The 14734-nt window shown below is 68.7% G+C and carries 5 protein-coding genes; 3 read left to right on the top strand and 2 right to left on the bottom strand.

The window, feature by feature from the left end; genetic code table 11:
* The first annotated feature begins 231 nt into the window (after positions 1-231).
* Genes V7S63_RS02780 through V7S63_RS02790 form a run of 3 tightly spaced genes read left to right on the top strand, consistent with a single transcriptional unit; the run spans position 232 to position 12457 of the window.
* The gene (locus tag V7S63_RS02780) at positions 232-2238 is read left to right on the top strand and encodes an amino acid adenylation domain-containing protein (protein ID WP_336529130.1); all 2007 of its coding nucleotides are present in this window, start codon (positions 232-234) and stop codon (positions 2236-2238) included.
* Complete coding sequence (locus tag V7S63_RS02785) at positions 2231-10195, top strand: hybrid non-ribosomal peptide synthetase/type I polyketide synthase (protein ID WP_336529131.1); 7965 nt, start codon at positions 2231-2233, stop codon at positions 10193-10195. The genes V7S63_RS02780 and V7S63_RS02785 overlap by 8 nt, the downstream gene beginning before the upstream one ends.
* Before the next feature lie 6 nt (positions 10196-10201).
* On the top strand, positions 10202-12457 hold the full coding sequence (locus V7S63_RS02790; RefSeq protein ID WP_336529132.1) for a condensation domain-containing protein: 2256 nt from the start codon (positions 10202-10204) through the stop codon (positions 12455-12457).
* A gap of 25 nt (positions 12458-12482) precedes the next feature.
* Here the strand turns inward: V7S63_RS02790 and V7S63_RS02795 are convergent, their stop codons facing one another.
* Both V7S63_RS02795 and V7S63_RS02800 read right to left on the bottom strand, forming a co-directional pair.
* Positions 12483-13181, bottom strand: coding sequence for a 4'-phosphopantetheinyl transferase family protein (locus V7S63_RS02795; RefSeq protein WP_336529133.1), 699 nt, complete (start codon positions 13179-13181; stop codon positions 12483-12485).
* Complete coding sequence (locus tag V7S63_RS02800) at positions 13178-14578, bottom strand: lipopolysaccharide biosynthesis protein (protein ID WP_336529134.1); 1401 nt, start codon at positions 14576-14578, stop codon at positions 13178-13180. Before V7S63_RS02800 ends, V7S63_RS02795 begins: the two co-directional genes overlap by 4 nt.
* Positions 14579-14734 lie beyond the last annotated feature (156 nt).

Below are 14734 nucleotides of genomic sequence, written 5' to 3' on the forward strand. Positions count from 1 at the left end.
ATAACAGAGTGATAGATCATCGTGATCGCGTCCATTCGGACGCGCGATGATCCAGGATCCTGACGTCCCCGCACCACGCCCCCGCATCCACGGCCCTTTCGGGCATGCTTCGCCCGGCTGAGCGCGTTTGGCATGCGTCATCCCCGCCCCGTGCCCCTACCCCGTGGGAGAATGGCGTTACTCCACCTGCTCCAATGTTGTCGGGGGGGCTTGGCGCATAGCCTTCCCTGCATGACACAGACCATCGACAGGAAAGCTGCCCGCCAGGCCCCGCGTCGTAGCCGGCCCCGGGCGTCCGCCGCTCCCGATCTCGCCGGAGTCGCCCGCCCACAAGTCGCCCGGCAGGAAGCGCCACAAAGCGCGCCAGCCGCGCCGGCGACCCTGGTCGATCTCTTTGCCGCGCAAGTCGCGGCCCGGCCGCGTGCCGTCGCCTTGTCATTCGGCGCGACCCATCTCTCCTATGCCGACCTCGATGCGCGCGCCGAAAAACTGGCCGGGCAGCTGACCATGTTGGGCGCCGGCCCCGGCGCAATGGTCGGGCTCTGCCTGCCGCGCTCGCTCGACCTCATCGTCGCGCTGGTCGCGATCCTGAAGAGCGGAGCCGGCTATCTGCCGCTCGACCCGGCCTATCCGGGCGAGCGCCTCGCCTTCATGGTCGAGGATGCCAATGCCTTGCTGATAATCGCCTCCGAGCGCGCCGACTGGCTGCCGCCCGGCCGGCAACGGATCGATCCGCATCAGGCCGAAGGCTCCAAGGCGACCCCTTCGCCGACACGGCGCGCGGCTGCGGCCAGCGATCTCGCCTATGTGATCTACACCTCTGGCTCGACCGGCAAGCCGAAGGGCGTCGCCATCGAACATGCGGCGGTCACACGGCTCTTCAGTGCGACGGATGGCTGGTTCGGCTTCCGGCCCGGCGATGTCTGGACCCTGTTCCACTCCGTCTCGTTCGACTTCTCGGTCTGGGAGATCTGGGGGGCGCTGCTTCACGGCGGGCGTCTCGTGATCGTGCCGGAGAGCACGACGCGAGACCCCGCCGCTTTTTTGCGGCTGCTCGCCGACGAGGGCGTAACGGTGCTCAACCAGACACCGTCGGCTTTCGCTGCCCTCGACCGCGCCGATCATGACCGCGGCGGACGCGACCAGCTCTCACTGCGGCTGGTGATCTTCGGCGGCGAAGCGCTCGATCCGCGCCGCCTCGCCGGCTGGTACCAGCGCCGCGGCGAGCATGCCCATCTCGTCAACATGTACGGGATCACGGAGACGACGGTGCACGTCACCTATCGTCCGCTCTCCCCCACGGATACGGAACAGCGGTCGAGCCTGATCGGGCGGGCGATCCCAGACCTCAAGCTGCTGCTGCTCGACGGCGAGACCATGCGCCCGGTGCCGCGCGGCGAGATCGGCGAGATCTTCGTCGCCGGCGCGGGGCTGGCGCGCGGCTATCTCAATCGGCCAGAACTCAACGCTGCGCGCTTCGTGCCGCATCCGGACGAGCCCGGCGCCCGGCTCTACCGCTCGGGTGATCTCGCCCGCCAGGTCGACGAGGACGATTACGAATATCTCGGGCGGGCCGACCAGCAGGTGAAGATCCGCGGTTTTCGCGTCGAGCTGGGCGAGATCGAGACAGCGCTGATGGCCCATCCCGGTATCGGGCAGGCCGCCGTGTTGCTTCGATCCGACGACGGCAACGAGCGGCTCGTCGGCTATCTCGTGGCCGATGGCACGGAACGCCCCTCGGCCGCGGCGCTGAAGGCTCGCCTCGGCGAGACCCTGCCGGCGCATATGGTGCCGGCGGCCTTCGTCTTCGTGCCCGAGATCCCCCTGACCGTGAACGGCAAGCTCGACCGTGCCGCACTGCCGGCGCCCGGCCGCGCCCGGCCGGAGACAGCCGCGCCCTATGCTGCGCCCCGCAATGCCATGGAACGGCGGTTCGCCGACGCCGTCGCCGACATCTTCCAGATCGACATCGTCGGCATCGACGACAATTTCTTCGATCTCGGCGGCAATTCCCTGCTCGTCGCCGAACTGCACCGGCGCCTCGTTCGGGACCTGCCCTGGTTCGTTCTGGTCGACCTCTACCGCTATCCGAATGTGCGGGCGCTGGCCGGCCATCTGACGCCACAGAAGCCCAGCGTTCTCGGCAGCCTCGCGGCGGCACGCGAACGCGGCCTGCGCTCGCGTGGCCTGTCCGCATCCTTCCCAGAAGGCACGTCGATAGGCGGTTCGCATGACTGACCAACTTCCCGAGCGCGCCATCGCGATCATCGGCCTGGCCGGCCGCTTCCCCGGCGCACCGAATGTCGGCACGCTCTGGCAGAACCTGCTTGATGGCGTGGAGTCGATCACGAGGTTCGATCCCGCCGAACTCGAGGACGCTTTCGACGCTGCGACGCGCGCGCTCCCGAACTTCGTTGCGGCTAAGCCCGTGCTCGATGGCGTCGACCAGTTCGACGCACCCTTCTTCGGCATGATGCCACGCGAGGCCGCGCTCACCGATCCGCAGCAGCGCCTGCTGCTCGAATGCGCCTGGGAAGCCCTGGAGGATGCCGGCTACGACCCCGCAGTGCCTGGCCAGTGCATCGGCGTCTTCGCCGGCGCCACCTCCAGCACCTATCTGCTGCAGAACCTGCTGCACGACCGCTCGGCGATCGCCGACTACACCTCGGGCTTCCAGATCGGCAACCTGCCGCTGCTGGTCGGCTCGGCTGCGGATTTCACCGCGACGCGGATCGGCTACAAGCTCGGCCTCACCGGCCCCTGCGTCGCCGTGCAGTCCGCCTGCTCAACCTCCCTGCTCGCCGTCGCCCAGGCCGTGCAGAACCTGCTCTGCCATGGCTGCGACATGGCCCTGGCCGGCGGCGTCTCGATCACCTTCCCGCAACGGCGCGGCTATCTCGCTCAGGAGGGTGGCATCGTCTCGACGGACGGCCATTGCCGTGCCTTCGACGCCAGCGCCAGCGGCACGATCTTCGGCAGCGGCGCCGGACTCGTCGTGCTGAAGCGGCTTGAAGATGCGGTCGCCGATCGCGACCAGATCTACGCCGTCATTCGTGGTGCCGGCGTCAACAATGACGGCGCCGGCAAGGTCGGCTTCACCGCGCCGAGCGTCGACGGCCAGGCCGCGGCGATCGCCATGGCGCATGCCGCCGCCGATATCGATGCGCGCTCGATCGGCTATGTCGAATGCCACGGCACCGGCACGCCGATGGGCGACCCGATCGAGGTCGCCGGTCTCACCGCCGCCTTCCGGCTGACGACAGAGGATCGCGGGTTCTGCGGGCTCGGCTCGATCAAGTCCAATATCGGCCATCTCGACGCCGCCGCCGGTGTGACGGGGCTGATCAAGGCCTCGCTCGCGGTGAAGAACGGGGTGCTGCCGGCGAGCCTGCACGTCACGCAGCCGAATCCGGCGCTGGAGCTGCCCGACAGCCCGTTCTTCATCGCCGACCACAGGCAGGAATGGCCCGAACAGCGCGGACCACGCCGGGCCGGCGTCAGCGCCTTCGGCTTCGGCGGAACCAATGTCCATCTCGTGCTGGAGCAGGCCCCCGCGGGCGAAACCGTGGCGCCAGCCCGCCGCAACCAACTGCTGACGCTTTCGGCCCGCAGCGCCGCGGCGCTCGGGCAGGCGCGGGACAGGCTGGCGGAGCATATCGAAGCGCACCCCGAGCAGAGCCTCGCCGACATCGCCTTCACCTTGCAAGCGGGGCGACGGCCCTTCCCGCACCGTCTCGCCGTGGTCGCCGGCGATCACGCCGAGGCCGCCGTTGCCTTGCGCAAGCAGAACACCGAACGCTCTGCCGCAGTGACCGGCGCCGGCGATCTCGTCTTCATGTTTCCCGGCCAGGGCTCGCAATACCCGCAGATGGCGCGGGAGCTCTATGCCGGCGAGCCGGTCTTCCGCCGGACCGTCGATCTCTGCTGCGAGCTGCTGAAGCCCGAGCTCGGGCTCGACCTGCGCAGCCTGCTCTATCCGAGCAATGGCGGCGATCCGGAAAAGCTCTCGGCGACGCTGCTCGCCCAGCCGGCGATCTTCACGCTCGAGTACGCGCTGGCGCAACTGCTGATGAGCTGGGGGCTGCAGCCCGTCGCCATGATCGGCCACAGCGTCGGCGAGTTCGCCGCCGCCTGCCTCGCCGGCGTGTTCTCGCTCGAAGACGCCCTCTTGCTCGTCGCCAGGCGCGGCCGGATGATGCAGGAGCTGCCCGGCGGCGCCATGCTGGCCGTGCGCCTGCCCGATGCCGAGATCGCGGCGCTGGCGCGGGACGGCACCAGCGTGGCGGCGGTGAATGCGCCAGGCATGGGCGTGCTCGCCGGGCCGTTCGACGCGATCGAGGCACTGGAAGCCGAGCTGGCGCAGCGCGGGGTGACGCATCGCCGCCTGCAGACTTCACATGCCTTCCACTCGGCCATGATCGACCCGCTGATCGAGCCGTTCACCGAGGCGGTCGCAGCCATTCGCCTCAATGCGCCGGAGCTGCCTTATATCTCCGGCGTGACCGGTGACTGGGTCAGCGCCGCACAGACCACCGATCCGTCTTATTGGGCGCGGCACGCCCGCGAGCCCGTGCGCTTTGCCGACGGCATCGCGACGCTGGCGCGCAGCCTCTCGCCCATATTGCTCGAAGTGGGACCCGGCGCCGCACTGGCCAGTTTCGCGTTGCAAGGCGCTGGTGCGGGCCGGGCCGCCATCTCCTGCCTGCCCGATGCGCAGGGCGATGCCGAGGGCATGCTCGCCGCTGCGCTCGGCCGCCTCTGGACCGCCGGAATCGCGCCCGACTGGTCGGCCTATCAGGCCGGCGGCCAGCCACGCCGCGTCTCGCTGCCGACCTATCCATTCGAACGCAGCCGGCACTGGGTCGAGGCACCCGCCGTCTCCGCCACCGCGATAGCGGCCGTGCCCGCGGCCGCCCCCATTCAAGCTCTGCCTACTACCCAACCCGAGCAGGAACCGGCCATGGCTTCCCACGCTGACACCGACATCCCCCTGGGCCGTTCGGAGCTCGGCGGCCGGGTCGCGGCGATCTTCGAGAACCTGTCCGGGCGCGCTTTCGGCGCGGACGAGACCGGCGCGAGCTTCCTCGAGCTCGGCTTCGACTCGCTCCTGCTGACCCAAGCCGCGCAGGGCCTGCAGACGGCCTTCGGGGTTCAGATCCGCTTCCGCCAATTGCTCGACGACCTGCCGAGCGTCGACGACGTCACGCGCCATATCGCCGAGCTTTGCCCGCAGGAGGCCGCGAAGCCGGTTGCCCCTGTGCAAGCCGCCGCACCAGCTGTTGCCACGACAGGTCCTGTTGCCGTCGCGCCTGCTGCCACCATCCTGGCCGAACGGCCCTCCGGCTCGGGCCTCGATGCGCTGATGCGCGAGCAGCTCGACGTGATGTCGCGCCTGATGGAGCGCCAGCTCCAGACCCTGAGCGGGCAACCCGCAGCGCCGGCCATCGCAGCCGTAACGCCGGCCTTGCAGCTCTCGCCCGCCCCGCAGCCGCCGGCGGCTGCGCCGTCTAAGCCAGCGTCGGCTTCCCCGGCCGCAAGCGCCGCATCCGGCTCGACTGCCCGGTTCAAGCCCCTGATCCGCACCGGCAGCGAAACGCTTACCGAAGCCCAGCGGGCGCATATCGCCCGGCTGACCAAGCTTTATGTCGGCAAGACCGCGACCTCGAAGCGCCTCGCCGACCAGCACCGACCGGTCCTGGCCGATCCGCGCACCGTTTCCGGCTTCGCGGCCGACTGGAAGGAAATGGTCTATCCGATCGTCTCCGCCCGGGCGAAAGGGGCCCGGATCTGGGACGTCGACGGCAACGTCTATATCGACCTCGTCAATGGCTACGGCCAGACCGCCTTCGGCCATGCGCCGGATTTCGTCGTCGAGGCGGTCCAGGCGCAGCTGAATGACGGCTTCGCGATCGGGCCGCAATCGCCGCTGGCACATGAGGCCTCGACGCTGTTCTGCGAACTGACCGGCCATGCCCGGGTCGCCTTCTGCAACACCGGCTCCGAAGCGGTGATGGCGGCGATGCGGGTCGCCCGCACCGTCACCGGCCGGGACAGAATCGTCGCATTCTCAGGCGCTTATCACGGCCAGTTCGACGAAGTTCTGGTCCGTGGCGTCGGCGAGCAGCACCGCTCGGTGCCGGCGGCTCCGGGCATTCCGGCCGAGGCCGTCGGGCGCATGACCATCCTCGACTACGGCACCGATGAGAGCCTCGCCTGGCTGCGCGAGCACGCGCATGAGCTCGCCGCCGTCCTGGTCGAGCCGGTGCAGAGCCGCCGACCGGGCTATCTCCCGGTGGCGTTCCTCAAGGAGTTGCGCGCCATCACTGAGCAGGCCGGCAGCGCGCTGGTCCTCGACGAGGTCGTCACCGGCTTCCGCGTCCATCCAGCCGGCGTGCAGGCCCTGCTCGGCATCAAGCCGGACCTCGCTACCTATGGCAAAGTCGTCGGCGGCGGCCTGCCGGTCGGCCTGCTGGCAGGCACCCCGCGCTTCATGGATGCGCTCGATGGCGGCGCCTGGCGCTTCGGCGACGACAGCGTTCCCGAGGTCGGCGTCACCTTCTTCGCCGGGACCTTCGTCAGGCATCCGCTGGCGCTGGCGGCGACGGTCGCGGTGCTCCGGCACATCAAGGAAAAGGGGCCGGCGCTGACCGACGCCCTTACGCAGCGCATGCAGGGCCTCGTCGAGGCGCTGCGGCGCGCCTTCGCCAAGGTCGGCTGGGACGTGCCGATCGAGAGCTATGGCAGTGTCGCCTATTTCGAGCCCGGCCGCGATCACCGGCTCGGCAGCCTGCTGCACTACCATCTGCGCGCCCGCGGCATCTTCATCCAGGAGCACTATCCCTGCTTCCTGACGACCCAGCACGGCGACGCCGAGATCGCGGCGATCATCGCTGCGTTCCAAGACTGCCTCGCTTTGATGCGCCGGGACGGAATGCTGCCTGGAGCCGCAGCCGAAAGCCTGCCGCCGGACATGCCAGCTGCGCCTTCGGAGATCGAGCTTCCGCTGACCGAGGCCCAGACCGAGATCTGGCTGTCGGACCAGACCGGCCCCGAGGCCAGCGCCGCCTTCAACGAATCCGTCAGCCTGACGCTCGACGGCGATGTCGATGCGCTGCGCCTCGCCGAAACGATCAGGCGGGTCGCCGGCCGGCACGCGATCCTCAATGCGCGCTTCTCACCCGATGGCGAGACGATGCAGGTCTCGTCCTCTGGAACGTTCCCTGTCGCGATCAGCGACCTGCGCGGCGAGTGCGACCCGCAGGCCACGCTGCAGGCCAGGATCGAAGCCTATGCCAGCCGCCCCTACGATCTCGTGCAAGGGCCAGTGGCCGAAGCCGAAATCATCCGGCTCGGCGAGCGGAAGCATGTGCTGATCCTGTCGGCGCATCACATCGTCTGCGACGGCTGGTCGACCAATATCCTGCTCGACGAGATCGCAACGGCCTATCGCTCAAACATCGACGCACTGCCGGAAGCGATGCCCTTCGCGGACTATGCAACAGCAGCCCGCGAGGACCCGCGCACGGAGGAAGCAGCGGCCTACTGGGCCAAGATGTTCGCGGAACTTCCCGCGCCGCTGGAATTGCCGACGGACCGGCCGCGGCAGGCGCCGCGCAGCTTCAATGGCGGCACGCGCACGAGCTTCATCGAGGCCGAGCTCTATCGCCAGGTGAAGGCGGCGGGTGCAAAGCGCCGGCGGACTCTCTTCGCCACGCTCTTCGCCGGCTTCCAGGTGCTGCTGCTGCGGCTCTCGGGCCAGCGCGACCTCGTCATCGGCGTACCTGCCGCCGGACAATCGCAGCTCGAAGGCCCCTCGCCCGTCGGCCATTGCGTCAATTTCCTGCCGATCCGCGGCGGAATCGATCCGGCCGAGCCGTTCAGCGCCCATCTCGACAAGGTCGGACGCCTCGTCCTCGACGCCTACGACCATCAGAGCTTCACGCTCGGCGCCCTGTTGAAGCGGCTGCGCGTCCCGCCGGTCTCCGGGCGATTGCCGCTGGTCGAAGTGCAGTTCAATCTCGAGCGGCTCGCCGGCAATCTCGACTTCGGTCCTGCGATCAAAGCCAGCGCCGAGCCGAACCCCAAGGCCTTCTCGACCTTCGATCTCTATTTCAACATCGGCGAGTCCGATGATGGACTACGCATCGATTGCTGCTATGGCGCCGATCTCTTCGACGCGGCGACGATCGACCGCTGGCTCGGCCATTACCGTACGCTGCTCGCCGCCTTCGTCGCCAATCCCGACATGATCATCGCGGCGATGCCGCTGATCGAGGGCGACGAGCGCCAGCGCCTCGTCTCCGACATCAACGACACCCAGGTCACGCTCCAGAGCGACGACGGCACGATCCAGGCCTTCGAACGCAAGGTCCAGCAGCAGCCCGAGGCGATCGCCGTGTCATGCGGCGACCAGCAGCTCTCCTATGCCGCGCTCAACGCCTGGGCCGACCGGATCGCCGCCGAGCTGACCGCGCGCGTCGACACTCCCGAAAGTCGCGTCGGCCTCCTGATCGAGCGCTCGCCGGCGCTGGTCGCCGGCATGCTCGGCGCGCTCAAGGCGGGCTTCCCCTATGTGCCGCTCGATCCGGTCATGCCGAAGGCGCGCATCCAGCGGATCCTGCGGGATTCCGAGGCGGTCGCGCTCCTGACCGCGGGACCTTCAGATCCGGCTATCGTCGAGGCGGACGAGCACCTCATGCTGATCGATGTCGACCAGACCACGGCGAATCTCGCCGGGATCCGGACGGCGGCGATCGGCCCCGGCCAGCTCGCTTATGTGATCTACACCTCCGGCTCGACCGGCGCGCCAAAGGGCGTCGAGGTCAGCCATGGCGGGCTGTCGAACCTGCTGTTAGCCATGGCACGCGAGCCCGGTTTCTCCAGCGCCGACACGATGCTCGCCGTGACCACGGTGACCTTCGACATCGCCGCGCTGGAATTGCTGCTGCCATTGATCCAGGGCGGCCGCGTCGCCATCGCGACCGCGGATGAAGCCAAGGACGGCGCCGAATTGCTGGCGCGTCTGCAGCAGAGCGGCGCCAACGTGCTGCAGGCGACGCCGATGACCTGGCGCCTGCTGCTCGAAGCCGGCTTCCGCTCACGGCCGGGATTCCGCATGCTCTGCGGCGGCGAAGCGCTGCCGCTCGACCTCGCACGCAAGCTGCTCGAAGGCGGCGGCGAGCTCTGGAACATGTACGGGCCCACCGAGACGACGATCTGGTCCTCGGTCGCCCGCATCCAGCCGGAGGACGAGGTCGTCACGATCGGCCTGCCGATTGCCAACACGCAATTCTACGTCGTCGATGACAACAACCAGCCCGTCGGCGTCGGCATCCCCGGCGAACTGTTGATCGCCGGCGCAGGCCTGGCGCGCGGCTATGCCAACAATCCCAAGCTCACCGCCAGGAGCTTCATCGCCAACCCGGTCGATCCGGGCACCAGCGCCAGGGCCTACCGCACCGGCGACCGTGCCAAATATCTCCCCGACGGCCGTATCGTGCATCTCGGGCGGCTCGACCATCAGGTGAAGCTGCGCGGCTTCCGCATCGAGCCCGGCGAGATCGAGGCCGTCCTCGCCCGCAAAGCCGGCATCGTCTCGGCGGTGATCCTGCGCGAGGACGTCCCGGGCGAGCCGCGCCTGGTCTGCTACTACGTCATGGATACGGACAGTCCGCCGCCGGCCGAATTGCGGGCGGCGCTGGCGCAGGACCTGCCGGACTACATGGTCCCGACCGCCTGGGTCGGCCTGCCGGCCCTGCCGCTGAACGCGAGCGGCAAGCTCGACCGTGCCGCGCTGCCGGCGCCGGATGCCCAGAGCGCTGCGCCCAAGACCGAAAAGGCGGCAGACAAGGCTGCGCCGCGAACCCCAGTGGAGGAGACGCTGATCCGGATCTGGAGCGAGGTGCTGCGGCGCGAGGACATCGATGTCGACGACGACCTCTTCGATCTCGGCGCAGATTCCCTCAGCATCTTCCAGATCACCAGCCGTGCCCGCCGCGAAGGCCTCAAGGTCGCGGCCCGGGATTTCTTCCGGAACCGGACCATCGCCGCCGTCGCAGCCGCACTTCCCGATGAGCCCGCGGCCGCAGCGGCCGCGCCTGCCGCGACGTTCTGGAAGCGGCCATGGCGACGCCCGCGCGACGGCGCGCAGCAGCCGAACGAGCCGAGCGCCGCCTCGCAGCGCGAGAGAGGGTGAACGATCATGGCAAATCAGTTCACCCGCGAACCGGAGCCGCAACTGCGCGAACCGGAGCGCATCGTAATGACGGCCAGGTGCTCGTCAGCGCAGCAGCGCTATTGGGAGATCGACGCCAGGGATCCGGGCACACCAGCGCTCAACATCGCCGTGAAATGGCGGATCCGCGGGCATCTGGACGCGTCACTGGCGCAGGATGCGTTCCAGGCGATGCTCGATCGCCATGAATCCCTGCGAACGGCGATCCGGCTGGAGGATGGCCGGCCCGTCCAGGCAATTGCCGAGCATGTTCCTTTCAAGCTGCCGGAGATCGATCTCTCCGGCCTGCCCGAGGCAGGCCGGGCCCGGGAGGCCGACCGCATCGCCCAGAGCGAAGCCTGCACGCGCTTCGATCTCGGCGAAGCCCCTTTGCTGCGGGCGACGCTGCTACGCAAGAGCCGCGCCGAAGCGGTGATCCTGGTCGTCGCCCATCACATCGTCAGCGACGGCTGGTCGATGGGTCTCATCGCCAAGGATTTCGTCGCGGCCTATCAGGCGCTGGGCCGCGGCCGCGAACCGGTCCTCTCAGAGCTTCCCCTGCAATATTCCGACTTCGCCGAAGGCAGCCAGGACAGCCTGGAAGGCGGTGCGCTGGCATGCGAGGAAGCCTATTGGCAAGGCAAGCTCGCCGATCTGCCAGCCGTCGAGGTGCCGGGCGATCGTCCGCGGCCGGCGACGCGGAGCACGCACGCCGCCTCGCTGTCGCGGCTGCTTCCCCGCCCCCTGACCACGGGCCTCGCCGATCTGGCGCGGAAGGAAGGCACGACTTTCTTTTCAGTCGCTTACGCCGTTCTCCTGACCCTGCTTCGGCAACGCACCGGCGCGTCCGACCTCGTGCTGAGCACGCAGATGGCGAACCGGGACGACATCGAGCTTGAAGCGATCGTCGGTCCTTTCGTCAACACGCTCGTACTGCGGACCAAGGTCTCCGGCGATCAGAGCTTCCTCGACCTGTGCCAAGCGGCGCGTGAGACCTTCGAGGACGCGGTCGATCATCATCAATGGCCGTTCGACAGGCTCACCGAACTGCTGCCAAGCCATGGCGACGCCGGCCGGCCGCCGATCTCGATCAACTTCATCGTCCAGCGCGCCTTCATCGGCGAGCTCGCCAACGACAGTTTCCAGCTTTCGGGGATTCCATCGCCTTTGCCGGGCGCGCTCTACGACCTGAACTTCATCCTGGTCGAGCGCGAGGAAGGCTGGCGCCTGACCTGCGAGTATCATCTCGACCTCTATGACGAGGCGACTGCCAGCGAGCTGGCGGCGCAGTTCGAGAGCCTGGCGGAGGCGCTCGTCGCCAACCCGGCCGCGAAGCTGCCGCATCCGGCGCCGACCTCCCTGCCGATCGCATCGCCGCTCTGGCTGCCGGCGGCCCCGGCCTTGCCGCCGGTGATCGACGTGACGGGCCTGCGCCGGACCTGGTTGCAAAAAAGCGGCACGCAGCCGACCTTGTTCGCGCTCAACCACACCGCCCATAATCTGCGTCTGTATCGGCCGCTGGCGCAGGAACTCGGGCCTGACCACCCTTTCGTCGCGCTGCAATTGCTTGACCCGCTGGTGAACGGCGCAGCGCCGAGCTCGATCGAACAGCTCGCCGCCGCCTATTGCGAAGCGATCATCGCGACGGAGCCGAATGGCCGCTATCGGCTTGCGGGCTTCTGCCGCTCCGGCGTGATCACCGTCGAGGTCGCAAAGCAGTTGGTAGCGAGCGGCAGGCAGGTCGATCTGGTCATGCTGATCGACTGCTGGGCGCCCGGCTACTTCCTGCGGCAGCCCTATGGCGCACGCCTTTGGTTCCGGCTGAAGCGTGCCGGCCGCTTCGCGCGGCGCTTCTGGCAGGGCGGGCCACGCAGCTTCGTGACGCGCATGTCGTTCTGGCTGCAATCGACCGCCGCCGTCAGGCAGGCGAAGCGACTGATCTTCTGGCGCCCGGCCGAGGAAGCAGCCGACGAGGCCGATTTCTGGCGGACGACCGACGAGCTCGAGGCGCTGGTCCAGCGCTATGCGTTGCCGAACTATGACGGGCGCGTCCTGGTCTTCCGGAGCGGGGCGATCCCGGCCGGCTGGCCGCCGGATGCCACCCTCGGCTGGGCGGGGCATCTTGCGCCGGGCACACCCTGCTTCTCGGTCGACGGCGAAGGCCATGAAGGCGCCTTCTCCGAAGCCGGATCGCGGACCATGGCCGAACGGATTCTCGAGGCCACAGGGCGGAACCGGGGCTGATCGCGGCGCCTTTAGTCGTCGAGGATCAGGGCCGGGCCATCCAGACCGGGGACCAGCCGCGATGGCGCGCGGCCAGCGTGCCGCAATAGCCGGGTGCCGGTTCCAGATCGGCGAGCTGCCAGAGATCGGCCTCCGCCGGGTCGGATTCCACCGTCAGAAGCCGCGCCCTGAACGGATCGAGCGAGACCTCGAAGCTCGACGGCGAGCCGTTGAGGCCGACGCCGATCGCCTTCAGGCAGGCCTCCTTGCGCGTCCAGCAGCGGATGAAGGATTCCTCGCGCAGCTCGGGCGTCAGGGCCGCGAGCATGGCGAACTCCCGCGGCGCGAGACAGCCTGCCAGGAGATCAGCCGAGACCGGCCTGATCCGCTCGATATCGACGCCGACCGGCATGCCCTCGGCGACCGCGACGATCGCGAGCTCGCCGGAATGACTGAGGTTGAACGCGATCGGGCGCCCGCTGTACTCGTTCACGAGGAACGGCTTGCCGAACGCCGTTTCGCCGAAGCGGAGCCGGGGCGGCGGAATCGGAACGTAGAGCGCCAGGACGCGCCGCAGCCAGTTGCGCGCCACGATGAAGGCGATCCGCGCCTTGGCGTCGTGGAAGCGGTCGGCACGCTCACGCTCCTCAGCCGAGAGGATTCCGCGCCGTTCAGCCGCCTCCATCGCAGGAAGATCGACCCGGCAGCACCAAAGATGCACTTGGGAGGGCGGCAGCGGCATCATGGCGAGGACGCCGTCATGATGCGGCCGCCGACCGGCCCGGCCGGCGGGCGGGCAAGCAGGCCCGGAACCCGCAGCGCGAGCATAGTCAGTACGACGAGAGCGGCGAGTTCCGACAGGAGGGTCACCGCGATCAGCCCGGCCACACCGAAGGTCGCCGCGGCCGGATAGACCGCGAGCAGGCTGAAACAGCCTCCGACAAGCGATGCGATGAAGACGGGCCGCGTGCGCTCCAGCGCCCGGAAGGCGCAGCCGAGGACCAGGCTCGTCAGCGCCATGGGGAAGGTGAAGGCGTACCAGATGATCACCCAGTCGAATTCGAGGATCTCGCCGCCATAGAGCTGGTGCAGCAGCCAGGGGCCGAACAGGCCGAGACCGAGAACCGTCGCGCCCCCGGTCAGTCCGGCGAACAGCATGGCGCGACCGAGGGTGCGATGGAGAGCTTGCATGCCGCCCTCGGCAAAGGCTTTCCCGGCCATCGGCGGCACGATGTTCTCCAGCGCCTCACGCACCACGTTGAGTACGGCGAGCAGGCTCTGCGCCGCCCGGAGCGCGCCGAGCACCTTCGGTCCGAACAGGCCGGCCGTCACCAGGAGCCCGCTATAGCTCAGCACCCATTGCACCGAGCCGGTCAGGACCAGCCAGCGCGCCGAGCGCCATTGCCGCGCGGTCACGCTGATCAGAATCTCCCGGCGCCACAGCAGCGGTCCCGACATGCTCAGTCCGCACAGCGTCGAGACGGTGGCGGCACCGGCGACGGCCCATAGCGCATTTGCGACGCTGATCATCCCCGCCTGCCAGAGGGCTGCGAGCGCACCGATCTTGAGGAGCTGGTTGATCGCGTCGATTAGCAGGATTCCGGCGGGCCGCCGGCGGGCGAACAGGTAACGGCGCAGGAAATCCTGCGTCAGATAGGAGGCCGCAGCCATAGCGCCCGGCAGCGCGGCATCGGCCAGGCCTGAGTCCGCGCCTGCCGCGAGGACCAGGGCGGCGAAGATCGCGGCGGTCGCGACGACGACGTAACCGGCCTGATGCAGGAAGACCACGGTGTAGTAGGCCTCGGCCTCAGCCCCCTGCTCTTTGGTGCCGATACTCATCATCGGGCTGACGATGAGGCCGAGCTGAAGACTCATCGCGAGATAGAGCGCGAGCCAGACCATCGTGTAGACGCCGAAGGCTTCGAGCCCGAGCGCGCGAGCAAGCAGGATGGTCGTCAGGAAATTGCAGGCGCTCGACAACGCCTGGTCGGTAAAGGATAACGCCGGATCGCGCATTGCCCGCAGGCGTGCCCATTTGCCCTCGTATACCTCGCCCGGGCTGCGCTGATCTGAGGCGACACTGGCCGGCTCGCGTCGCGCCCGGCCGAAATGCCCACCCATCTTGCCTGCGCTGAACGTCATCGAGCCCCCGCCGGCCATCGTCCGGCCGCATCTTCTCGGGCGAAGTCTAGCGTCGCCCTCGTCCTGACGGCGCTGGGCATAGGGACTGCCCAGAAGGAAGGTTGGCCAGGTGTCTCGCCGGCCTGGCTACCTCGGATGCCCAGCCTGCTTCAGCCC

This window comes from Allobosea sp. CCNWLY174 (assembly GCF_037120455.1).
GTDB classification, from domain to species: Bacteria; Pseudomonadota; Alphaproteobacteria; order Rhizobiales; family Beijerinckiaceae; genus Allobosea; species Allobosea lupini.

Bases quoted from the DNA above. Each gene is read 5' to 3' on its own strand.
- V7S63_RS02800 (WP_336529134.1), bottom strand. From the start codon at position 14,578: ATGACGTTCAGCGCAGGCAAGATGGGTGGGCATTTCGGCCGGGCGCGA.
- V7S63_RS02790 (WP_336529132.1), top strand. From the start codon at position 10,202: ATGGCAAATCAGTTCACCCGCGAACCGGAGCCGCAACTGCGCGAACCG.
- V7S63_RS02780 (WP_336529130.1), top strand. From the start codon at position 232: ATGACACAGACCATCGACAGGAAAGCTGCCCGCCAGGCCCCGCGTCGT.
- V7S63_RS02795 (WP_336529133.1), bottom strand. From the start codon at position 13,181: ATGATGCCGCTGCCGCCCTCCCAAGTGCATCTTTGGTGCTGCCGGGTC.
- V7S63_RS02785 (WP_336529131.1), top strand. From the start codon at position 2,231: ATGACTGACCAACTTCCCGAGCGCGCCATCGCGATCATCGGCCTGGCC.